The sequence below is a fragment of the uncultured Vibrio sp. genome (genome assembly GCF_947488985.1).
Taxonomy (GTDB): Bacteria; Pseudomonadota; Gammaproteobacteria; order Enterobacterales; family Vibrionaceae; genus Vibrio.
Genome location: NZ_CANLBV010000044.1, coordinates 1 through 23,104 on the forward strand (window position 1 = coordinate 1; position 23,104 = coordinate 23,104).

17 protein-coding genes are annotated in these 23,104 nt (G+C 44.2%); 4 read left to right on the forward strand and 13 right to left on the reverse strand.

Annotated features, from left to right (window positions below):
- Positions 1-46 precede the first annotated feature (46 nt).
- The 13 genes from Q1A70_RS11290 to tssI form a co-directional block, all read right to left on the reverse strand.
- Positions 47-2,140 carry an MFS transporter gene (locus Q1A70_RS11290; protein WP_299690943.1) on the reverse strand — a complete coding sequence of 698 codons (2,094 nt, stop codon included), beginning with the start codon at positions 2,138-2,140 and terminating at the stop codon, positions 47-49.
- A 10-nt stretch (positions 2,141-2,150) separates the two neighbouring features.
- Positions 2,151-4,763: a type VI secretion system ATPase TssH gene (gene tssH / locus Q1A70_RS11295; RefSeq protein ID WP_299690946.1), complete on the reverse strand. Its 2,613-nt coding sequence runs from the start codon at positions 4,761-4,763 to the stop codon at positions 2,151-2,153.
- A 46-nt stretch (positions 4,764-4,809) separates the two neighbouring features.
- On the reverse strand, positions 4,810-5,742 hold the full coding sequence (locus Q1A70_RS11300) for a type VI secretion system baseplate subunit TssG (RefSeq protein WP_299690949.1): 933 nt from the start codon (positions 5,740-5,742) through the stop codon (positions 4,810-4,812).
- Between the two features lie 64 nt (positions 5,743-5,806).
- Complete coding sequence (gene tssF, locus Q1A70_RS11305) at positions 5,807-7,558, reverse strand: type VI secretion system baseplate subunit TssF (RefSeq protein ID WP_299690952.1); 1,752 nt, start codon at positions 7,556-7,558, stop codon at positions 5,807-5,809.
- Complete coding sequence (tssE, locus tag Q1A70_RS11310; protein ID WP_176681107.1) at positions 7,551-7,973, reverse strand: type VI secretion system baseplate subunit TssE; 423 nt, start codon at positions 7,971-7,973, stop codon at positions 7,551-7,553. The genes tssF and tssE overlap by 8 nt, the downstream gene beginning before the upstream one ends.
- Positions 7,973-9,367, reverse strand: a complete 1,395-nt coding sequence (locus Q1A70_RS11315) for a type VI secretion system contractile sheath large subunit (RefSeq protein WP_299690959.1) — start codon at positions 9,365-9,367, stop codon at positions 7,973-7,975. The genes tssE and Q1A70_RS11315 overlap by 1 nt, the downstream gene beginning before the upstream one ends.
- Positions 9,368-9,405: 38 nt before the next feature.
- Positions 9,406-10,884: a type VI secretion system contractile sheath large subunit gene (tssC, locus tag Q1A70_RS11320; protein ID WP_299690962.1), complete on the reverse strand. Its 1,479-nt coding sequence runs from the start codon at positions 10,882-10,884 to the stop codon at positions 9,406-9,408.
- Positions 10,884-11,387 carry a type VI secretion system contractile sheath small subunit gene (gene tssB, locus Q1A70_RS11325; RefSeq protein WP_017110737.1) on the reverse strand — a complete coding sequence of 168 codons (504 nt, stop codon included), beginning with the start codon at positions 11,385-11,387 and terminating at the stop codon, positions 10,884-10,886. Before tssB ends, tssC begins: the two co-directional genes overlap by 1 nt.
- Before the next feature lie 19 nt (positions 11,388-11,406).
- Positions 11,407-11,928, reverse strand: a complete 522-nt coding sequence (locus Q1A70_RS11330; protein ID WP_017110736.1) for a type VI secretion system tube protein Hcp — start codon at positions 11,926-11,928, stop codon at positions 11,407-11,409.
- Between the two features lie 31 nt (positions 11,929-11,959).
- Positions 11,960-13,513, reverse strand: coding sequence for a type VI secretion system ImpA family N-terminal domain-containing protein (locus Q1A70_RS11335; protein ID WP_299690972.1), 1,554 nt, complete (start codon positions 13,511-13,513; stop codon positions 11,960-11,962).
- A gap of 217 nt (positions 13,514-13,730) precedes the next feature.
- Positions 13,731-14,030: a PAAR domain-containing protein gene (locus tag Q1A70_RS11340; protein ID WP_299690975.1), complete on the reverse strand. Its 300-nt coding sequence runs from the start codon at positions 14,028-14,030 to the stop codon at positions 13,731-13,733.
- Between the two features lie 9 nt (positions 14,031-14,039).
- On the reverse strand, positions 14,040-14,600 hold the full coding sequence (locus tag Q1A70_RS11345) for a hypothetical protein (protein WP_299690978.1): 561 nt from the start codon (positions 14,598-14,600) through the stop codon (positions 14,040-14,042).
- A gap of 182 nt (positions 14,601-14,782) precedes the next feature.
- Positions 14,783-16,765 (reverse strand): type VI secretion system tip protein TssI/VgrG, encoded by a 1,983-nt coding sequence (gene tssI, locus Q1A70_RS11350; RefSeq protein WP_299690981.1) that lies wholly within the window; start codon positions 16,763-16,765, stop codon positions 14,783-14,785.
- A 330-nt stretch (positions 16,766-17,095) separates the two neighbouring features.
- On the opposite strand from tssI, the gene Q1A70_RS11355 reads away from it, so the two are divergent.
- The 4 genes from Q1A70_RS11355 (at position 17,096) to Q1A70_RS11370 (ending at position 23,073) form a co-directional block, all read left to right on the forward strand.
- Complete coding sequence (locus Q1A70_RS11355) at positions 17,096-20,269, forward strand: HD domain-containing phosphohydrolase (protein WP_299690983.1); 3,174 nt, start codon at positions 17,096-17,098, stop codon at positions 20,267-20,269.
- 238 nt (positions 20,270-20,507) lie between these two features.
- Positions 20,508-20,909, forward strand: a complete 402-nt coding sequence (locus Q1A70_RS11360) for a glycine zipper domain-containing protein (RefSeq protein WP_299690986.1) — start codon at positions 20,508-20,510, stop codon at positions 20,907-20,909.
- A 190-nt stretch (positions 20,910-21,099) separates the two neighbouring features.
- Positions 21,100-21,579: a GNAT family N-acetyltransferase gene (locus Q1A70_RS11365; protein ID WP_299690989.1), complete on the forward strand. Its 480-nt coding sequence runs from the start codon at positions 21,100-21,102 to the stop codon at positions 21,577-21,579.
- 75 nt (positions 21,580-21,654) lie between these two features.
- Positions 21,655-23,073 (forward strand): phosphatase PAP2 family protein, encoded by a 1,419-nt coding sequence (locus Q1A70_RS11370; protein ID WP_299690992.1) that lies wholly within the window; start codon positions 21,655-21,657, stop codon positions 23,071-23,073.
- Positions 23,074-23,104 lie beyond the last annotated feature (31 nt).

The following is a 23,104-nucleotide window of genomic DNA, read 5'->3' on the forward strand; positions in this document are numbered from 1 at the left end:
CGGAGTCAATAAGAGAATGTCTCTGATCTGATCGTACGATTCTGATTTAGTTCACTCGATTTACGCAACAAAGCCGGTAAACAGGGCAGATGTAGTAAAGGAATCCTGTGAGGACGATCTTCGCTGGTATCGCACTGAATATCGTGATCAAGGCAAAATATTTATTGCTCAACAGCAACTTAAAGTCTTTTAGCTTAACGGGCTTACTTGAATTACTGATGTTTGATTTCTCGAAAAATACATAAACAAGTAACACACTGAGTGTTGCCAATAATCCCGCAAGCATAAACGTTTCTGAATAGCCCAACTTCTCCGCAAGAATCCCACCGATCGCAGCACCACATAACGAACCAGAGAAGAAGGCTGACAAGAACGTTGCCATGCCCTTGGTTCGATTAGTGTCGTTAGTCGTATCGGATACATAGCCTTGCGCTGAAATGAATACGATGCCGTAGCCAACGGCAGTAAAAGCGCGAGCGACGAGTAACAGTTCAAGAGACTGAATAAAAGCCGTCGCGACTAAGCCGATACAGGTAAGGAGTCCACCTGTCATTAGCGAGTGTCTTCTGCCTACTTTGTCTGACCAATAACCCGCAAACGGCAGCGAGATAGCCCAACAAAGCATGAAAAGGGAGATCGGTAAGCTAGTGACAAGGTTTTCAGGAATCCAGCCGGTGGTGTTTTCCAGCGAAGAGACAAATCTAGGAAAAAACGCTAACGAAGACGCTTCTGAGAACACCAATAAAAACAGCGGCAAGCGAATGAATCGAAAGTCTTGTTTGTCGATATCTTGCGATGGCTGACTTGGGTTGAGCTTAGTGATTGCTTGATTGGTGAGGCTAAGCAATTTGCCAATTTCATCGCGGGTCGAGATCTTCGCCAAATGATTCACAATATCTCGATTCACCAACATGAACACTTTTTTTACTTGGTTCCATGGCGAAATAATCATGAAGTTACACATAAACAGAATGATTTCAGCCACCACAAGACAAGAGGCAACCAGCACGGTAATCATATCCATGACACTTTCTTTGAGCAGGTTGATGATCAGGTTGTTGTCGGTAGTGACGTTCAGTTGAATCGTATGGCTGTTGTTGAGTGAAAATGTCGATTCTCGAATTGAAGGATGTTCAACGTGTTCTGCTGGGTAACGATAAGAAGTGCCAGACTGTCCTTCGAAGTTAATCGAGAGAATTTCGCTATGATGATCAACGAAGAAAGCAAATTCTTCTTCCAAGCCATGCAGCTTGTTGTCAGGAACTCCTTTATCGAGCAACCCTTTGATCATTTGATTTAATGAGTCGCCAATTAGGTTGGATTTCTGTTCTAGTTTCACTTCGTAGAGTTGGGAAAATTTGTCTAGAGATTGATACGAAACCCCTAGGTTGGCAATGATCGTTAGAAGGATAGCAAGTGAGATGATAAACACTGGGAAGTGTTTGGTTTTCAGTTTTTCAAACTTAGACAGTGAGTTTGGAGATTGCAGTGCTTTGTGAGCTTGGGTAATGGTCGGAAGCAATTCATCCAAATCAGCGGCGGATTCAAATATCGCGGTTGCGCCTTTTACTCGGCCAACAATGCCTTCTAATAAGTACTTCAAAGCGACAAATGCAAATAAGCAAGAGAGCAGTATCCAAATCGCCGAGTAGAGAAACTGAAGTTTGAGCAAGAAGGTTTTTTGTTGCTCTAACAGAGTTGTCGAATAGTAGAGCTTTACTTGGCCTTCAACTAAACCAAAGGAGTTAGTGATATCGAGCGATAGCTGACGGTCACTTTCTTGATTTCCTTCTCCGGTACCAAACAGTCGTTCACCTGACGTTGAGACGACCACCAAAGCAGTAATACCATCAACGATTTTTAAGCGGCGTTCCAACATGCTTTGGATGTTGGATATTGCCGAGAGCGGCAAGCCTAAACTGATGGCTTGATTGATGTCGTTATGTGTTTCTTCCAACACAATCTCATAGATAGAATCGGAGGTTTCAGTCAGCCTTTTTTCAAAATTGAAATAGTTTAGTGTTGCATTTAAGGTGATGGAAAACAGCAAAACCGCCATGATGGCCAGCATCAATTTAACCCGAAGAGACAGGTTGAGTAATGAAGGCTTGGTCAAGGTTTGGCTGGCTTTGCTGTTCATTGGTTAAGACCTACTTAATAGATAAATCGAAGTCGGCACTGTTGTTCGTCGCGCTAACAGTCACTTGAGTAATTGGTTCGCTACGGCTAAGTCGACCAATACATTCTTCAGCCAATCTCGGCATCAATGAACGGTTAATGATTTGCTCAACGGCACGGCCACCGGTCGTAGGGTCGGTATTACGGTCGACAACAAACTGAATGAAATCTGCATCCCAAGTGAATGAAGCCTGATATTGCTCCGCAAGTTTCTTCTTGATTCGGTTTAGAGAGATCTCAGTGATCTTCGCTAGCTCTTCATCATTAAGCGGGTAGTAAGGAACAATAGTGGTTCGACCTAAGAACGCAGGCTTAAAGTATTGCTGCAGGTCTGGACGAATGGATTCAAGTAGCTCGTCGTTGTTGATACGGTCTGTGGTCTTTGCACATACATCACAGATGGCTTGGTCAGCGGCGTTTGACGTCATAATGATGATAGTGTTCTTGAAATCGACGGTGCGGCCTTCACTGTCTTTGATATGACCTTTATCGAAAATTTGGTAGAACAAGTCATGTACGCCAGGGTGTGCTTTCTCCATCTCATCCAATAGAAGCACTGAGTAAGGGTTACGTCGGATTGCTTCTGTTAACACACCACCTTCACCAAAGCCAACGTAACCGGCAGGTGAGCCGAGTAACATCGAAATCTTATGTTCTTCTTTAAACTCGGTCATGTTGATCACCGTCAGGTCGTTGCTACCTCCGTAAAGTTGCTCCGCTAGTGCCATGGCGGTTTCGGTTTTCCCTACGCCACTTGGGCCACACATTAAGAATACGCCAATAGGTTTACGATTATCGGTTAAACCTGCTCTAGATATGCGAATCGCTTTTGCGAGCTCGTTCTTCGCAACATCTTGGCCAATGACTCGGGTATTGAGCTCCTCTTCCAAGGTCAGCAGCTTGGTGATTTCATCACTCATCATGTTACCAACAGGGATGCCAGTCCAATTGGCAATGACTTGGGCGATGGTGTTGTCGTCAACCATGGCATAAACCAAAGGCTCTTCACCTTGCAAGTCTGCTAATTCTGTTCGCAGAGTATCAAGTTGCTTCTGCTTGGTGGCATCGACTGCATCTTGCGCTTGCTGAGTTGTGATTTGTTGTTGCACGGCCTTGATTTGCTCGACTAATGCCATCTCTTTTTCCCAGCGAATGTAATACGCAGCCAATGCTTGTTGGTTTTCGTCAATCGACTTTGTCAGCTCTTTGATCAATTCAGCACTATTCGAAAACAGTGCATCTTCTTTTTCTAACGCTGATTTCTCGTTTTCTTGATAGCGAATCGTTTGCTCTAGCGTTTCTAAAATTTCTGGCTTCGCACCTTGTGTCAGTGCGATTCGGGCACTGGCGGTATCAAGTAGGCTAATGGCTTTATCGGGTAATTGACGACTAGGCAGGTAACGGATCGACAAGTTAACCGCGGCTTCAATCGCGGATTCAGCGATAAATGCACCATGGTGAGCTTGCAGTGAAGCGGCTACGCCACGCAACATTTGCATTGCATCCTCGGCGTTTGGCTCTTCAATGGTTACAACTTGGAATCGTCGTGTCAGTGCTGGGTCTTTTTCGAAGTACTTCTTGTATTCGGCCCACGTTGTCGCGGCAATGGTTTTGAACTCACCACGTGCCAGAGCTGGTTTTAGAAGGTTGGCTGCATCGTTTTGTCCTGCAGCACCGCCAGCACCAATAAGCGTATGAGCTTCATCGATGAACACAATGATCGGCACTTCAGAGCTTTTCACTTCGTTGATGACATCTTTCAGGCGGTTTTCAAACTCGCCCTTAACGCTCGCACCCGCTTGAAGTAGCCCAAGATCGAGAGAGTGGATTTGTACGCCTTGCAGTGCGCTTGGTACTTCGTCTGCTGCGATTCTTAGTGCTAACCCTTCGACAACCGCAGTTTTACCTACACCAGGTTCACCGACCATAATCGGGTTGTTTTGGCGTTTACGACACAGGATATCAATCGCTTTTCTGACTTCGGCATTACGACCTGAAATCGGGTCAATGTTGCCGTCAATCGCTTGCTGAGTCAGGTTAACGGTATATTTGCTTAATGCATCGTTACCCGCAGGTGTGGTATCAACGGAACCGTTAGCAGAAGGCGAGGCTGTGTTGCGTGCAATCGGGGTCTTCTTGATCAGCCCTTGCAGTGACTCTAGTGACACGCTACTCAATGCTTCAAGTTGGAGTGTGCTCACACCGAGCACATTCTGTTGCATCAAAGCTTGAATAAGGTGCAAGCTGACTATCTCACCGTGGCCGTAGTTGACGGAAGCGATCATCCAAGCATCTTTAATTAACTCTGTTAAGCTGTGGCTTAATGTTGGCTGACCTTCGTTGCCTTTCGGCAACATGGATATTTTCTTTGTCAGTTCATTTACTAGCGCGTCTAATGAAAGCTTTTGAGACTCGCACAATGCCATGATCTTTGGATCTTTCTGGGAGATGAGTTGAAGAATCCAGTGTTCTGTTTCTATCGCTCCAACACCTTGGTTCATCGCCGCGCCCGCAGACGCTTCCAGCGCTTGCTTAAGCTCGGGAGATAGCTTTCCTACTAAGTTAGTGAGAGTTACTTGTGTCATAGTCAATTCCTTGTATCTCTATAATCTATACATTCCGTATTACGAACTACAAAAGCAAAATCTTTACGGTTTCATTGGGGTTACGCTCAGGAGCTAGGTAGTCAATCTCACCTAAACGAGCAGCAAGTGAAACATTGCTTGATAAACGGGGTCTGGTTAAATATGAACGCTTAACGTTCAGGTAAATGGCAACGGGCGTGCTGTCTTTTAAGTAATGCTGCGTCAAAGACAACACCGCTTTAGCAAACTGGTCATCTTGCTGAATCTCGAGAAACTCATTTCTGTTTTTTGGGATAACAAAAATACTCAAATTGTTGAAATGGGCGAGGCAGGTTTTCCCAACTAAAAAACCTTGGCCTAGACGACTGTTGAAGTCGCGATTAGTACCGATTCGAGTCAATGAATCTGAAGGTAGAAGGCGTCGTTCAAAGGCTTTACATTCAACCTCAGTCGAATATGGGAAAAAGTCATTTAAGACCTTTTTCAATGTGGTTAGGCTGCGACTTTGTTGGCTCAAAAGAAGCGAGTATTGCAGGTACTCTTTATGTTCTTTCCCTAGCGCAGCAAAGTGATTCAATAATGTTGTTTTCTTTGGATTTTGTTCGCTTTCAACGAGCAGCCATCGTCGTGCATTGGTTCGATAGGTAATTTCGAAATGTCTTTGATTGAACACGTCCAGAAAATCTTGAAGAGAGTGATCTTCGTTGTATATCGCCGCTAACAGTTCTTCGTAAATATAATTCGGTATCACGCCTTTAACGCCAGAGAGCGCTTGTTTCGCCAGTCTGAGCTTGGCTTTATTTCCCTTTAACGAAAAATATTGAATCTCCTGAGGATTGCCCGTTGGCATTGCCTCAGACTTCAATTGAATCTGTAACGGCGTGATACTCTGAGACTGAAGTTGCTCCAACAATCTCATCGCCTGTGAGAAGTCGTATTTCTCAGGCTGAGTCGCTAAATCTTCGATGAAGTGCTTCATATCATCTCCCTATGACTATCGCTTGGGCTATCTATAGTTGACGGCGCTACCGATATTCGCTGCGTTATAGGCACAATTGACTACCGTGAATTTTTGGGTACTTTTTGACGATACCATCTCGTCCGTAAATACGGATCTTGAGTTGGATGTATCGGTCAAAGCTACAAAACTGCTGGAAGAAACGGTTCAACACATCTGCAAATGCCAGGTAGGGTGATGTGGCATCAAGCGTCAATTCAATCTCAGTACCGGGAGAGAACACGTTTTTGCCCAACACACGAATAGCCGATACTTGGGAGTTAAATGTGATCGAGTGAATCATCTGAATTTCAGCGCTTGATACCTGTTCTCGGCTGCACAAACTCAACATGTGTTTGAGGTCGGCAACAGGGGTGCTCGATTGCACCAAAGACGAAAAGTTGGTGTTCAACAAACTAATAAATTCCCAATGGATGTTTTGGTCAACTTCTTTGGTAATGGGCGCTGAAGGTGGATAAATAGGTGAAAAATCACCTGGTAAGTCGATGCTTTCTAGGCATTCTAACGTACCGCTTACGCCACAAGCCTGTTTACCGTTAGTGCATAGTAAGTTGGTGCCGAGCAGCTTACTAAATTCAGTATTGGGCGTTTCCGATAACGAGATTGCGATGCTCATTTCACCGAAGTGATTATGTTTACTTTGCCAGTAGTCGTATTGTTGATTGTGGGAATATTTCTCTTTAAAAAGAGGGACTAAAGGTATCTCGCCATTGGGCGTAATTTCATAAACATTCTGAATTTCAATGATTTCGATATTGTTGTCGCTGTGTGCGTCGGCATTGACTGGAACAGACAGGGTCCTGTGATCGTATGGGATCGGCTCGCCTGTTTGTTCGAACAAGTTAATTGCGGGCATCACGTTCAGTTTGAAAACATCTTTGTTGAACAGACGGATAAACTCAGATGGTAATGAGGACATGAACAAATTGATGACGATTTCAGATTCGTCAAATTGGCTCGCGTATTCGGCAAAGTTCTTAAGTCTGAAGAACTGTCGTTTCTCTTTGAAAAAGAAGAACTCGTTGATCAGTTGGTAACCTGTAAGTTGATTACCGTGTTCAGGCAAAAATTTGAACTCTAGGTCACTGATTCGGTTCTTAAGCTGGTGGCTATCGACAGTGACGTGTCGAGCGCAGTCACTGTCTGAAATTGAAATCGATAAGGTATTGTTGAGAAGAAGTTCGACTAACGAATCTGCATTGTTCTCAAAGCCTTTGACGAAGAAGTCGAGATCGTTCAACTCCAAATGGCTGAAATGCACTTCAGGATCGCCAGTACTCAAAGAGATTTGAACAACAGCAGAGCTTTGATTGGCAGATTTCGGTCTGTTAAAGCTAAACGGTGCGCTTAAAGCCTTGATGTTAGCTAAATTAAACGGGGCTATTTTGAGCTCATCAACGGTTCTAAACAGACATTCGTTTTTGGTGTTGGTGCTCGAAAACAGCGAACCTTTTGGTAAGGTGCTCGACTCAATCGGACCATCTTCGGCAAGCAACTCCAGATAGGCAACGCTCGGCACGGTTTGAATGTAAGAAGGGTAGAGGACACTTAAAATGCCTTCAATCACCTCAGGTAGTTGCTCAGAGAGTTTCTTTTCTACTTTTGCATTCAAAAGTGCTACGCCATCTAAAAGGCGAGCCATACTTGGGTCTTCGATCTTACCTTGATGAATATTGAGTTTTTCAGCGTGCGTTGGATATTCTTGACCAAACTGCCCCAATGAACGGCGCACAAAGGCCAGTTCTTGCTCGAAGTAACGCATAATAGGTTCAGTCATAGTTATCTTCTTCTAAAGAGGTCGTTAAGTCGCTCAATGCGATTTTTGAATCGAAGATCAAGTCTTGTTCGCCATGGCTGGTTTTTACCTTGGCAATAATGTTGAACGATAGTGAGTTGTCGCCTTCTTTACGCTCCCCGAGTTCAACGGAAATATCATGTAATCGAGGTTCAAAACTCTTGATCCAGTTTTCTATGCGCAAAGTAAGCTGTGTTTTTTCTAAGGTTGCGCTTAGTAACTGAATATCTTCGATACCAAATTTCAAGTTAGAACGATTTACTTCAATCAATCTGTTATCGATATCTGTCAATGACGCCTCAGCCTCTAACAGCTTGGTGAGATGGAACTTGATGTCTTCAATCTCGGCATCCTGATAAGGTTTTGAATCGCTAATAAAGGTTGTCCAAAAGCTCATTACGCCACCTCATTCAGGTCGGTGGTTAAGACCACTTCACCACTGAAGTAATCAAACTGGTATTGAGGAACGATGCGCAGAGTACAAGCAAAGCTGCCAGCTTGAGCGCTAGACTCTGTGACACTCACTTTAGCGAAGCTTAATGGGTATTTAGATAATGTTTCTTCATTGGCAAACGACACGTTGCTTGAGAATTTTTCAATCCAGTGCGTCAAAAACAACTCACACTCTGTGGCATTGTTGAAGCTGCCGATCATCTCTCTGACCTGAACTTTTAAGTAGTGAGCGATTCGGCAAGACATCAGTGTGGTTTGAATTTGGGTAAGCACTTTGTCATTGTCGCTTTGTCCATACTGCCAAATCGAGTTATTGCCATTGAAGTAGAACTTGTCGGTTAAAGGGCTTTTCGCTAATGGGATAAAGCCGCTCTGCGCGTAGAAATTCGACAGTTGTCCGAACAAGCTAATGTCGGTGACTGGCTTTTGTAGGTGGCTATCGAAATAGTGGTTCGCAGGGAGGTTGATGACGGCGCCTTGAAGCTTATCGTTCCAACGGGATTTCAAAAAACCAAACCAGTTAACGCGGTGAAACTCGCGCATGATAGTGGTGGCCAGTACCATATTAGCTAAACCCCAAGCACCTTTACCTTGCTCGTTATAAATAAAGCCAGCTCGTCGGTTCTTGTAGGCATCACGAAGGCGCACTTGAGGAAGTGCCATGCCGATAAAGCGAGAGCTCGGTTTGCTGCGTAAATCCTGCCACGCTTTAAAATCGGGGCCAGAAAGTATTTTATTGATACGTTCAATGTCTGATAGCCAATCAGCGCCGCTTTCACCAAAGAAGGTCGAGACTGGGGAAAAGAGCATAGGGCAGAGTGTTGCTTCGCCTAATTTCCCTAACAGTTCTACGGTAAATAGATCGTCGTAATCAGCATCAAAATCGATGTCCATCGAGATAGGGTGACTAAACGCGATGCAACCAAACGGGTGACCACCTAAGGTATTGAGCTCGTTATTACCAATCTTGTTATACAAGTCACTGGATTTGGTTGAATAAGCTTGGTTGACGTCACTGGATATCTCCGCCCAATTCATATCGAGCAATTTTACATGAGCTCTTTGATAGCTGACGGGTAGAGAGACGAGTTGTTGAAGGCTTAACCAGTTGCGTTCTAGCTTTTGAAACTCAGGTTCATGCAAGATTTCATCAAGCTGCAAACTGAGTTCAGTATCGATTGTTGATATCAGTGTTGATATCAATGAAATTAGTGAGGATTTAGAGCTTAAGGAGTGTTTGTCTAGCTCAGATAACAGAGATAAAGCCTCTTTGATAAAGGTATTATCTGTGTCATCTAATTGATTGAATTTGTTTTGCCATTCTGTATTTAACTTCATACAAAATTTTTGGCCGGATTGCTCCGGCCAAATCCCTATTAGCCTGGAATCTTCGCAACCATTCGAACTGAAGTTGTCAGTTCTTCAAGTTGTAACCAAGGTCTTAAATGAGCGACAGCTGAGTATGCACCTGGCTTACCAGGTTGCTCAACCACCTCGATGCGAGATTCACAAAGTGGGGTTTTCGCACGTTGCTCGTTACCGATCGCACCACCGTTGGTGTATTGGTCGATCCACAGTTGCAGCTCGCGTTTAATGTCCGGCGCTTCAAGGTTTGAGCCTAGTTTGTCTCGTCCCATAACTTTCAGGTAATGGGCGATACGGCTACTTGCCATGATGTAAGGCAGGCGAGCTGAAATGGCTGCGTTTGCCGTCGCATCAGGGTCAGTGAAGGTCTTAGGTTTCTGCGTCGTTTGACCGCCGATGAATACCGCGTAATTAGAGCTTTTGTAGTGAACTAGTGGAAGGAAACCAAGGTCTGAAAGCTCTTTCTCACGCTCATCTGTTAGGTTAACTTCTGTCGGACATTGCTGAAGTAGATCGCCCGCTTCGGACTTAAAGGTTAGGTTAGGCAGGTTTTCAACCTTACCGCCGTTATCCAGCCCACGAATCGAAGTACACCATCCTGAAGCCGTGTAGGCTTGAGTCATTTTAAGACCCAAATCATAAGCGGCATTTGACCAGACTAACTGGTCATTGCTGGTGGGTTTAGGATTGCCATCCATGTCAGTCCCCAACTCTTCATAAGCGAAGACATCAGTACTCAAACCTTTATCACCATAAGGTAGGCGAGCCAGAGTACGAGGCAGTGTTAGGGTTACATAACGTGCATCATCACTTTCACGGAATGAATTCCATGCCGCGTAAGCAGGGGAGTCAAAACCAGCAGCAACAGGTTTGCCTTCAGAGAAGGTTTTGAAATCATTAAATTCAAACATCTCTGCATTGGCAGCAGCAACGAACGGTGCATGACACGCTGCGGCGACTTCACCCATGTAGCGAAGTAGAGCAACATCTTCATCTTTCGCGCTAAATTCGTAGTCACCAATGAATGTTCCGTAAGGTTCACCACCTGCGGTACCAAACTCACCTTGGTAAACCGCATTAAATAATGGGCTGCGGTCAATCGCTGGCGCATCTTCAAACTGATCAAGCAGTTCTTCTTGAGTGTAATCGACCATTTTGATCTTTAGATCACGGCCAAGTTCGCTCTCTTTAACCAGTTTTTGTAGACCACGCCAAGAGCCTTCAAGCTTTTGTAACTCTTTTTGCTGCATTACTTCAGATAACTGCTGAGACAGTTTTTTGTCGATCTCAGAGATTGCGTTCTCAATGGTTTTTGTAACGTTTTTATCCCAAGTCACAGTGCCAGACAGTGCTTGCTCTGTCAGTACCGAAAACAGTTCTTTAGTGGTGTCTGCAGGGGTTTGAGTGGTTGCTTCAATCGCACGGTCTAGGAAGCTCAGTGAGCCTTCCGCCGCCTCCGCTAGCGCTTGATTGTCAGTTTCAGTATTCATTACTCAGCTCCTTCTTCTTTAATACCAAGCTCATCGGAAAGAGCATTAATCGTATCTGCACTTTGTAGCACTTCTTTAAGTAGCTTCTCTAGGTCGCGAGAACGATCGGCTTTGGAAAGAAGCACCTTCAATTGATTGCGGGTTTCGACCAGTTTTTTAAGCGGTTCAACCTGCTCGATAATTGCTTCAGGTTCAAAATCCTTCATTGAGTTGAACTTAAGGCTTGCAGCAAATTGACTGTCATCACCAGCAAGTACATTGTCTACTTTTAGCGATAATTCAGGACCAACTCGCTTCATAACGGTATCAAAGTTGTCTTTATCCACGTTGTAGAAGGTACGATCTTCGACTTCTTCTTTGTCTTGTTTATGGCCTGAGTAGTCACCAATCACCCCAACAACAAAAGGGAGCTCTTTGGTTTCTACAGCGCCATTAGTCTCAACGTCATAGGTAATACTTACGCGGTTCTTACTTACGCGTTTATGTTGGGAATTCAGTGCCACGGTAACTCTCCTTGTTTAATTACTTAGCCGTCGAAGTGACTTTAGCGGTGGTTGCATCGAAGCCAACCTCAGGACCTTTCTCGATCTTACCGCCGTCGGCTTCAATGTAGTAAGCCTTCGAAATCTCTGTGTAGGTTAGGCTGAAAGATTCACTTGGCAGTGAGCCGTCTGTTCCGGACATGTTGTAGCTAGACATACGAGCCATTTTCAGCGTTAGAATGAGGTATGGATCCGCACCAGAACCTTCACGGTTTGGTTTCGTCATAACGATTTCGACAGTGCGACCTTCTGGCCCCGGCGCATATAAAAAGGTAGTTAAATGGGGGGTCGCACCATCACAACCACGAGTCATGTTGACCTCACCAAGCGCAACCATCCCTTGGTCTGCATTGTTTGCATTACCAACATCAATACCCACACCGCGTACAGCACTCCAAGAGACGCTATCAAGCGCAAAGAATCCATCTTTACCCCCGATTTTCTCTACCGTTGCTGCCCCTTTGGGTGTCGTACCGTCAATTCTCATAAAAATAGAAGCCATTACTTTCTCCTTGCTCGCGCATTAATGTGCTTTACCACTCAAAATCTTGCAGGCTGCTCGATGATGAGTTGGAAGTTGATTCAGATGTTTGGTTTGTATTTGTCGTACTATTTGAACTATCAAGAACTGGCAATGTGACTGCTGGCTCTTCAATAGTCGATGTCGCTAACGGAGTGCTCTCGATAGCGGAAGTCATTACCGGAACAGAGGACTTGCCTGACAAATCGGTCTTGTCGAGGTTGTCCATTCCGGTCATTTGATTGATCTGGGCGATGACACTTTCATTGCCAACCATTTCTTGGAGTAACTCTGGGAAGCTCATGTAGCCCCAGCGAATTGAACGTTCCAGTAAGAAGGCGATAGGGCTATGAGGTTCCGTTTCTTTAAAATATTCAGCGATTTTTCTAATTTCTTGAAAGGCATGATCACGATTGAGGAAACCGTTAATACTCGTTACGTTGTGAGCCATCGCTTGAGCGTGTTTGCTCAGTGAATGATTGCTAGATGCATGATTGTTAGCAGCATGATTTTGAGAGGAGTGATACTGAGATCCAGGGGCGTTGAATCCATCAGCCTGATTACCATTTGCGACACTCGCACTATTTTGATTTTCAGCGCTCACTTGCCCTAATTTTTGGTTGGTTTCTAGCGCTGAATTTGAGGGAGTTGTAGCTGTATCTGTATCTGTATCTGTATCTGTATCTGTTTGCTTTGGTGCCGAGTGTGTTGAATCACTTTCTTTAGTATCAGTTGATGAACTTGGAATCACATGCAGGGCGTTATCCAAAGGCCAAGGGGCAAACTTTTCACCGACGAGGAAATGTATCGCTTGAATTAAGTCACGTACATTGGTTTTGATGAAGTTAAAACTGATCACTGATGCGCCGACGACTTGACATTTTTCAGCCAGGTTTTTTTCAGCAAGTTCTAGCTCACTGAAAATAGCGGCGAGTTGAAAGAGTATCTCTGAAACGCTGTGATCAAATGAGCTTAAGGCTGATTCTTTTAACTCTGCGACGTTTCCTTTTCGCTCAGCGGTGAGGTAATCGCCAAATGTTATCTGGCCACAAAACTCTATCATTTGGAAAGGGATGTAAAAAGAGCTTGAATCCACAGACTCACCAACGAGTTGAAGTAGCGGTTTCGTTCTAAATTCAGTGATTTCCTTGGCTTTCTCTGCATCATCGGTCGCTTTGATTTTGGCTTCTGGCGGCATTGGATTAAGCGTATCCCAAAATTGCTCTACGAATTGGTTCAAAGTAGGGAGCGCTGTTGCAAGGTTTTCAAAGGGCTGTGAAGTGAAAAGTTGGCTAGTGATGTACCAACCTAATATCTCTAGATCTTTAGATTGAGCGATAAGTGTCTCTTCAGACACCCTTCTCAATTCAGCCCAGTTTTCACTGTTGGCGTCAACGGTCTCGGGATCAGAAGAGGCATCCGGCGTTTCTACTAACTGACGAAATGAGGACTGAGCGCTATTGTAAACGTTCCTCAAACTTCTATAAGCACTTCGATCTAACTTCAAATAAGAGCCTGAAGGCGCTTCATCCGAGATTGGAACGAGTAGGTGAGCGATTTCTGTCATATACGTCCTGTAAAAAATCCATTTGCCATCCCAATACTAAAGCTTGTGCTTGATGCGCATTCCTTATGTTTGCAAACACTTGTTAACATTTATCAATTCTAGAGCTTTTTCATAAAAAGTCTCATGCAAAATAGATATTTACTTAAAACTTTGAACTTCATCTAATTATGTGGACCGATGTCACGATTACGATGAAACCTTATGAAATGTAAGGTATTTACCCGCCAATCATTACTGTTGGCATGCCCAGAACGATCGTACCTCCATGGCTAGTGGTGTCTCCCATACGTGCAGCTGGCTTGTTCATGATCAGCACCGTCGCACTGCCTTTGATTATGCTATCTGGAGTCCCGACACAAACACACATATCTCCAAGTGTCGCCGCTGGCATATTGCCAATTAAAACGGTTGGCACCCCGGGGCCGCTGATTGGACCACCAACATGTGGGATAGGTGGCACGGCGGGTGTCTGCATCGGGCAAACATGCATGTCTGTTAATCGCGCGGCTAACGTCATTGGAAACTCCTAAGCCTTACTGCCTGCGGCAAGCTCGAGCGCTATGCCGATGGATTTCTGGTAATACTCGTTGGTTTTATCCCAATTGGGCAGTGCAGCGGAGTGGTTTATCGCGCCTGCGACGGCCTTAGAATATAAAAATGGGTCAGGGAGAACATTTGGCAAATCTGGAGCAACAATACTGCCAGACCCGTTCCAAAATACAGCTTGAGCCAACCAAGATGGCCCACAATTCAAGTTGAGTTTGTTGGAAAAGAGCTCACTCTTACGCCTTTGCTCTTCTGATGGCGATTGAACCCACGCCTTCGCAGTTGAGATGCACTGCTTCTGCATTGTCGACCACACATCGTTTCTTGCATCGAGTGTATGAGCACACCACCAAATGGCTTCTCGAACAGGCAACCCGTGCGCGAGAAGTTGGACTAAGTCGAAATAGAGTTCATTTGCCAATAAAGCGTCTATTGAGTCGTCAATATTGAGCGCTTCATCAATCAGCACCTGAGCTTCTTCTGAGCTAGAGAACCGGTCGAGCAGTTGTTTGCCTGTCTGGTAAGGAATCTTTTTATACATGCGTTTGTTCTACCTGAATGTTTGGTTATCGTCCTTTGAGCACCGCATTTTTTAGCAATGCCAAGCGTCTTTAATCGCGCTAGGCATGGACAGTAGCGGCAATAGCACAAGACTATAGCCAATCGCACAGGACAATAAGTGCGATTGACTATAAGTTGCCGATAAGCTTATAGAGCGACGGCTTAATTCACTTTGACAATTGCACCCTTTAGCTCACCCATCACGCCACCATCGAAAGTGCCTTTTAGGCCGGATTTAAACTCAGCACTTAATGAACCTTCAGCTGAGAGGGTGGTATCGGCTTTAATCGCGACACTGAGCCCTTTAATGCTGTTGGAGCTTGTTGCTTCGAGAGCGGTGGTCACACCGGAGATCTTGTTGGCGGAAGTTGCCTTGCTGGTCACGTTCATGCCTTCAAGATTGAGCGCGCTACTTGCTTTGATATCAATGTTACTCGCCTCGATGCTGATTGAAGATGAAGACAGGGTGATCTTGCTAGACCCAACCGCCAGCTCTATTTTGTCATCGGCCTCAAGTGATATGGATTTACCTCTTTCACTGATCGCTTTGTCTGAGCTAAGGGAGTAGTTTTCTTCCGTTGATACGGTCACTTGTTTGGTGGTTTTCTGAATGAACTCACCCTTGATGGTTTCGGTTAGGTTGTTCTCAATTTCCTTGGTGAAATCTTTGGTCGCGTGCATGTATAGCAACTCATTATCTTTCTTATCATCGAAATAGAGCTCATTTGCTAAACCAGTTAACTTAGTGCTAATACCTGTTTTAGTGGTATTTGCTTTCTTGTAGGGTGGGGGATTCTTACTGTTATAAACACTACCGGTAATAATTGGTTGGTCTGGATCGCCATCAATGAAGCTAACCAGCACTTCTTGTCCTACCCTTGGAATAAACTGTGCGCCATAACCACTGCCCGCCATCATTTGAGCCACACGCACGTAGCAGCTTGTTTTATCACCAGAGGATTCTGTATCCCAATGAAATTGAATGCGAACTCTGCCTTGGTCATCCTGATTGATTTCACCCGTAGTGCTTCCAGCAACAACCGCACTTTGCAAACCGTGTATTTTGACTTTGTCTCTAGGCGTTGGGTTATGAGGTATTGAAGTGTCGATTAAGGTAAGTTGTGTTTCGCACTGGTTGTCATTGCTGTAGCGGATGTTGAGTCCAGTTACCAAGTAATCCCCAAGTTGAGATTTATCAAGATGCGATGAGAGAGAAAACCACGTTCCCAGTTCAAATGAGTCGTGTTTGGCTTCAGCGGCTACGGTTTTAAATTCCTGCTCTAGCTGTTCAATACGTCTTTTGACTAAGTTACTAGCGAGATCTTCCATACCCCCTGTGATTCCCAAATTGGGGTAAAAACGACGAGCTAACTTAGTGTTATTAGCGATGTTGTGACTGGATTTTTTCTCTTTGCTGCTGATCAGTTTACTTTGGGAGTAATCATAACTGGTTAGCTCAATGCTGGCACCGTGAAATTGCCCTTGTGGCATCCACTTATCCAGCAATGGATTGCTGCCAGAAGGAACTTCAATCATGTCGAGCTTACTGCTCTCTGATTTATCAAAAGGGCTCTTTGCATCTTGAAGCATCATTAAGTGGTCTGAATCACTATGTTGGAAAAAGTAGTGCACGCCTTCTTCTGCGAGTAGCCGGGTCACAAAGTCAAAATCACTTTCATTGTACTGGACACAGTATGCTCGTTTCGACGACGGCATGGTTCCAGTTTTATACGAGCCACTAAAGCCAGCTTGGCTAAAAATGTCTGAAACGATGTCTTTGGTCGACAGGTTTTGGTACACGCGAAAGGAATGAGTGTGTTTCAATAACCAAAACCAGGGCCTCAGCGTGACGCGGTAACTCGTGTGTTGAAGATTGCTATCCATACCTAACTGCTGAACCTGCGTGACAATGCCGCTAAATACTCGGGTCAAGGTTAAGTTGTCGGTGTCATTGATAAAGCGGGAAATTGACAGTTTTTGGCCAAGTTGCTCATCGATTACAAAGCTTTTTGAGATGAGTGTAAGTTCAATCTTAAAGGGCTGAGAGAGCTGTTCAGAAATGGTGAACTCACTGACAGCATGCTCATTACTCTTAGAGTCCTTTGCCAAAATGGCACTAGCAGAAGGGGAAAAATTATCTGTCATAGGCTCGCCTAATAGTGCTCGATGATCTTCTGGCATAAGAATATGCCGATACTAACGAACTGACTTAATGTTAATGGGTTGTATGTGTTTGTAGCATAAAGTAAAGGATATACTAACCTCTACAACAAAGGCGTGAGGTGTTTCCATTTTATGAAAACAATTGTTATTCATTTGATAGTATGTGCAACCTGATTTGTATTTACAATAAATGAGAGGTAGAGCGTATTTGTATATAGAATCATGTATTGCTAGAGGTGCGATTACGTAATAATAATATAAAGATTGCTAGCAAGTGACATTTTGCATTGGTGGCTATTCAAGGATAGAAGAATGAAAAACAAAAAGTTCTCATTACGGTTTACCGTCGGAGGCATGTTTTTACTTGCAACGGTGCTTACTGCCGTTGTGGCGGTGTCACTTCAATATTATTTCAGTAAAAAAATGGCGACTGAGCATACCTTGTCCAAGCTGACCATGGTGTCTCAGGATCTCAGCGACTATATCGGTAAAATCGATTCAGATGCGATAAATACAGCGCATTTGCTCTCATCTGTACATCGCTCAATTGATCACCAGATATCAAGGGAAGAGGCTAGGGATATTTTGTCTGAAGCGGTAAAAGACAACCCGCAGTTCTACAGTATTTATATAGGTTCTTCAAACGAACATTTTTTTCAAATAATTAATCTAGAATCTTCGCCTTTTGTCAGAGAAAAACTTGGTGCTGATCGTTCAGACCGCTGGGTTGTGATTGAGATAGACAACACACAAGCTGGCCGTATACGCACAACTCAATACTATGACCTTGAGTTTAATTTAAGAGACTCAAAGGACGAGCCTAGCAACTTCTTGCCTACGACTAGGCCTTGGTATGTTTCGGCCAATACCGAGACCGTTGAGAAAACGCAGCCCTACCTTTTTCATCATCTACAGATAACCGGTCAAACGTATTCTTTGGCCTTTAGGTCAAAAGCAAACAGTGACACACAGCATGTGATAGGCATTGATATCGTGCTGTCTTCTTTGGCGAGTAAACTCTCTGCAAGCGCATTAGATTTGGATGAGGACAGTCGGGTTGAGTCTTTTATCTACTCCAAATCAGGTAAGGTTATTGCTTCTAATCAAGATACTGGAATGACACTTGGTCTGCCTAAGACCAGTAAGATGAATTGGTATGCTGATCAACAAGCCATAATAGACAAAGCTGCTCCATTATTGTTCTCCAATCAAATTGATTGGGGGCCGATGGACTTTTCGGTATCTGGGGAACCTAAAGGTTACGCGATTGATCTTATCAAAACGATCAGCGAAATCAGCGGAATCAGGTTCGAGTTTGTGAATGGCTTTTCGTGGGTAGAGCTCAAAGACAAATTTCATGAGGGAAGTATTGATGGCCTGCACTCTATTCAGAATTACTCAAGTAACGGTGTAAAAGGTTTATACACTGATGCTATCTACGAATTACCATTCTCTGTTGTCACTCGAGATAGCGTACCAACCGTCGTAAATTATGCGGAACTGAATGGTAAGAAGGTCGCGATTTTATCGGGTTGGTCGATAGTTGACCAGGTGAGAAAAGACTTCCCAAATATTGAACTTGTTGAATTTTCCAATATGGAGTCAGCGTTTGATGCAGTTGAGCGCGGACAAACATTTGCAGTACTTGATGTTAAACCTGTGCTTGAATTTTCTTTGGAGCAGTTCTTCTACGAAAGACTGAAAGTCAATGAAGTCTTGCTGGATCTGAAAGCTCGCTACCCAAATCAATTCCATATTGTGTTGCAGCACAAACATCAGCAGCTATTGCCGCTTATTAATCAAACCATAAATGCACTAACTGATGAGCAAAAAGCTATATTATCAAAAAAGTGGTTTCAGCAGCAGGCCCCCAGCTCTGGCGATACGGTTCCTTACATGCAGCTGTATGACGGGATTGACACCGCAACCGCAGCTGGTGAGATGGTTAGAATCACGCTTAATGGTGAGTATAAACACCTTTATTTGAAGAAAATTGATACGGGCGGTCACTATTCTGAATATTTTGCGGTATTAATTCCCGAGGCGGAAATTTTTAGCATCGTTAATGAGCGTGTCGCCACCTCAATTGGTGTGACCGTGTTATTGATGAGCTTGACCTTGCCGATTGCCTGGGTTTTTGGCGCACCTATCGTTCATCCTATTCGTCAGCTCAAGGAAGAGACGCAAAAAATCAAACAACGTGATTATGATGGAGTCCATGTTGTCGATACACGAATAAAAGAAGTATGGGAGTTATCGGTTGCAGTAGAAACCATGGCGAATGAACTCAAGCAACACGAGCAAGCCCAAGAAGCGTTTGTCGAGTCCTTTATTAAGCTTATCGCTCAGGCTATTGATGATAAATCGCCTTATACAGCGGGACATTGTAACCGTGTACCTATGCTTGGTTTGATGTTGGCAGAGGCCGCTGAGCAATCGCAATCTGAACAGTTTAAAGATTTTAAATTCGAAAATGATAACGAGCGTCGTGAGTTTAGAATTGCGGCTTGGTTACATGATTGTGGCAAGATCACCACGCCTGAGCACATCGTTGACAAAGGAACGAAACTTGAGGCGAGCTACAACCGAATTCACGAAGTGAGAACACGATTTGAGGTACTGTGGCGTGATGCCGAAATTGCCGCATTGAGAAAGCAACTTGAAGGGCATTTGTCCGCGCAGCAGATCACCGATGAACTCACCGCAACTAAGCGGCAGCTGCAAGATGATTTTGCGTTTATCGCAGAATCAAACGTCGGCGGTGAATTTATGAGTGACGATAAAGTTGCGCGTATTCGGTCGATTGCCGAAACGACTTGGACCCGTAATTTTGATGATCAGCTAGGTCTGTCACCGATAGAGGCGTTGAAGACGGTTTCCAAAACAAACTTGCCCGCCACAGAGCAACTCTTAAGTGATAAACCTGAACATATTGTGAAAAGAGATCGGCCGCTAGAGTTTGATCCAAGACATAATATTAAAATGGACGTGCCTGAACACTTATACAATTTGGGTGAAGTTTATAACTTGAGCATCGCGCGTGGTACGTTAACCGCTGAAGACAGGTTCAAGATAAATGAGCATATGGTCAGTACCATTAAAATGCTCGAGAATCTTCCATTCCCGAAAGAGCTCAGCCGTGTGCCTCGTTATGCTTCAACGCATCACGAAACCCTAAAAGGGACAGGCTACCCGCGTAAATTGACAGCCGAAGAACTGTCGATTCCTGAGCGTATTTTGGTAATCTCCGATATTTTTGAAGCACTCACCGCTGCAGACAGGCCTTATAAGAAAGCTAAATCTATCAGCGTTGCCGTTGATATTTTGTACAAGATGGCCTTGGACGAGCATGTCGATATCGAGCTGTTTCGATTGTTCTTAACAAGTGGCATCCATATTCGGTATGCCGAAGAATATTTGAATCCAGAGCAAATCGATTTTGTTGATATCAATAAATACCTCGAGGTCACTCGTCAGACGGCTTGAACGACCATGACTCATTTAAATAGTCAATGACCTATTCAATTAGTCAGTACAAATGCAATAACCAGTGAACTATCTGCGCACCTGAGTGCTTATGGAAGGGGGCAAACTCCCCCAATTTATATTTGGTTAGAGAAGCATAGTCAAACGTAATGCTTTAACTAAACCCGCCTTTATTTATCTCATATGGCCTTCTGTTTATTATGGTTTCACTCCCAACGAAGACCTAAGCGAGGCTCCAATGACATTCACTAAACCTTTCCTGTTAGCGGCACTGATTGTGACTCTATCTGGTTGTGCATCACCAGCAATGGATAACGACAATGAAAACGCAGCACGTAACCGTGGTGCTGTGGGTGGAGCTTTACTCGGTGCGACGGCGGGCGCCCTAACTGGAGACGCAAGCCTAGCAGTAAAAGGGGCGGCGTTAGGTGGTGTGACAGGTGGTGTTGCTGGCTCTATGAAAGATACTGATGATGCGAGAAACGCACAACGTACTCAGGTTACCGCTGATGGTTTGGCACAGGATAACCGTACCGAGGCAGAAAAAAGGGTCGCTGAAGTTGAGGCGGAGATTAAGCTGATTGAGCTCGAGCGCGAACTTGCTGAACTTAAAACAGAGAAATCCGCCAATGGCGCTTAGGCCTTCAGGTGAGTAACTGTTAATCTGTTCGTAATTCATAAAATCTAAAAATGGTCACGTAATGTGGCCGTTTTTGCATCTGAAAGGCATACTTTAAACAATGAATTAATTCAATAACTTGTATAGATCCCCACGCCAAGTAAACTAGACTCAGTTTAAAGTCTAATTGGGTTTGAGAAGCGTACTCGTCATGAATGTCATACTAAGGGCTGCAAAGCATACCGATCTGGAGCAATTAAATGAGTTAATGTTTGATCTGCACCATCATCATCACATTGCGAGTCCAGATCATTTTAAAACAGCAGAAGAGATCGAGCAGGAAAAGAGTATTGCACGATACCTAGATGACCCAGAATGCTTGGTATATGTGGCATTGAAAGGTGAACTAATTGTGGGATTTATTTCAGGGCATTTCTGTGAGCTTATTTCAACAGTGAGTAAACCGGTCCCTATGGGCAGTGTTGATGAGCTGTTTGTCTTACCCGATTATCGACAAGCGTCGATCGCTGAACAGCTATTTAGCAAAGTTGAAGCGACGTTTGATGATTATGGTGTTCAGCAAGTGTTTGTCGAGGTTTGGGATTTTAATTCGCCTGCCAAGGACTTTTATCAAAAAATGGGCTTCACTCCTCACATTCAATGGATGAGAAAGTCTTTGATTAAAATATAGACAGCGATTTTCATCAGGTTTGATTACACTGGGCAGATGTTCTAGTAGGTTCCTTCTCCCATTTAGGTATGTTCGTTGGCTATTCGATATTTATTAGTTTTTATTCTTTCTATCTTAAGTACCACCACTGCTTTTGCATCGGCAAATAACAGCACGCCAGAGCATGTTGTAGGGGCGCTGTGTTTGGTTCGCGCTGATAATCAAATTGTATTAGTGGATGAATTGATCACTGGTCAACTTTCCCTTCCGGGTGGCACTGTTGTTTCAGGTGAACCTCCAGCCATCACGGCCCAGCGTGAAACATGGGAAGAGGCCGGTTTGTCCGTCACGGTTGGAGATGTGCTAGGTTATACCGACAGTGCTGTTGTATTTGATTGTATCTCTGACTCAGTAGTTGTGAGTTTTAAAGCTCGAAACGAATTAGGTGGCTTTGAGCTTCCTATCTGGTTTGCACCTCATTACGGTGTGGAAGTGAGCCGAGCAATGTTGCTTGCTCCGACTGAACTTCAAGATCACCAATACCGCTACCCAGAGCAGTGGTCTGAGATTAATGAGCTGTTTTTATCGGCAACCGATCAACCTGTGACTTATGTTTCAGATCTGGTGGGTGCCGCACCAAAAATTCATCAAGCGGAATTGAACTGGATTGTTTCATTGCAAAATTCATTCGATAGAGTGCCGAGCATCCTTTCTAACACGGTACTGTTAGTTGATTTAGTTGCGAAGCCGTGGTTTTTCATTGTAATTTTACCGTTAATCGCTTGGCATTTTGGACGTAACTTCGCGTTGAAGTTTGGTTTTACTTTGATATCCGTTACCCTGCTTACTTTAATCGCTCATCAAGGCTTTGGTTTTCCACGTCCACATGCTTACTTGCCAACATTGAAGTTGGTGATGAGCAGCGGGTACAGCTTTCCAAGTTTGTTAGCGGCTTTATGGGTGAGCTTAAGCTTGTTAGTTTTGTGGAAGTTAAAGCGGTTGTCGGAACAAAAATCGATATTGATTGTGCTCGCAGGCCTGCTTTGGATTATGTTCTTTAAGCCTTACTCAGGCAGTGCTTTCTTTAGCGATGTCTTGATGGGAGGTATACTAGGCGCGCTAACAACGTGGCATATCGCTAGGTTAGACACTAAGCCTGATGTTGATATCAGTGTGTTATTAAGCTCTAAAGGTGTGTGGTGGGGGCTGTGTCTGCTATCGATTGTTCTAACCGTTATCTGGCCACTGCCAACCTTCTCATTCTGGGTGGCTATTTTGATGACGATTGCTTGTTTAGTGACGTTAACGGATTCAAAACCTTTGGTCGGTCAGTTCTCATTTAAGATCGTGGTTGGGGTTATTGCGATGTTACTTGTCGGTAATTTGTTGATCAGTTGGGCTGGGAGCTTTGTCTCTTTTAGTGGCATTGCTTCATTCATTGTTGAAACGTTGCGTTTTCCTATTTTGATTCTATTTGGTGTTGTCGCATTCCGTCTGCCTTGGGCTCGGAAATAGTTAAACCACTCTTGCAAAATAAAAGAAGGCT

Bases quoted from the DNA above. Each gene is read 5' to 3' on its own strand.
- Q1A70_RS11290 (WP_299690943.1), bottom strand. From the start codon at position 2,140: ATGAACAGCAAAGCCAGCCAAACCTTGACCAAGCCTTCATTACTCAAC.
- tssH (WP_299690946.1), bottom strand. From the start codon at position 4,763: ATGACACAAGTAACTCTCACTAACTTAGTAGGAAAGCTATCTCCCGAG.
- Q1A70_RS11300 (WP_299690949.1), bottom strand. From the start codon at position 5,742: ATGAAGCACTTCATCGAAGATTTAGCGACTCAGCCTGAGAAATACGAC.
- tssF (WP_299690952.1), bottom strand. From the start codon at position 7,558: ATGACTGAACCTATTATGCGTTACTTCGAGCAAGAACTGGCCTTTGTG.
- tssE (WP_176681107.1), bottom strand. From the start codon at position 7,973: ATGAGCTTTTGGACAACCTTTATTAGCGATTCAAAACCTTATCAGGAT.
- Q1A70_RS11315 (WP_299690959.1), bottom strand. From the start codon at position 9,367: ATGAAGTTAAATACAGAATGGCAAAACAAATTCAATCAATTAGATGAC.
- tssC (WP_299690962.1), bottom strand. From the start codon at position 10,884: ATGAATACTGAAACTGACAATCAAGCGCTAGCGGAGGCGGCGGAAGGC.
- Q1A70_RS11330 (WP_017110736.1), bottom strand. From the start codon at position 11,928: ATGGCTTCTATTTTTATGAGAATTGACGGTACGACACCCAAAGGGGCA.
- Q1A70_RS11335 (WP_299690972.1), bottom strand. From the start codon at position 13,513: ATGACAGAAATCGCTCACCTACTCGTTCCAATCTCGGATGAAGCGCCT.
- Q1A70_RS11340 (WP_299690975.1), bottom strand. From the start codon at position 14,030: ATGACGTTAGCCGCGCGATTAACAGACATGCATGTTTGCCCGATGCAG.
- Q1A70_RS11345 (WP_299690978.1), bottom strand. From the start codon at position 14,600: ATGTATAAAAAGATTCCTTACCAGACAGGCAAACAACTGCTCGACCGG.
- tssI (WP_299690981.1), bottom strand. From the start codon at position 16,765: ATGACAGATAATTTTTCCCCTTCTGCTAGTGCCATTTTGGCAAAGGAC.
- Q1A70_RS11355 (WP_299690983.1), top strand. From the start codon at position 17,096: ATGAAAAACAAAAAGTTCTCATTACGGTTTACCGTCGGAGGCATGTTT.
- Q1A70_RS11360 (WP_299690986.1), top strand. From the start codon at position 20,508: ATGACATTCACTAAACCTTTCCTGTTAGCGGCACTGATTGTGACTCTA.
- Q1A70_RS11365 (WP_299690989.1), top strand. From the start codon at position 21,100: ATGAATGTCATACTAAGGGCTGCAAAGCATACCGATCTGGAGCAATTA.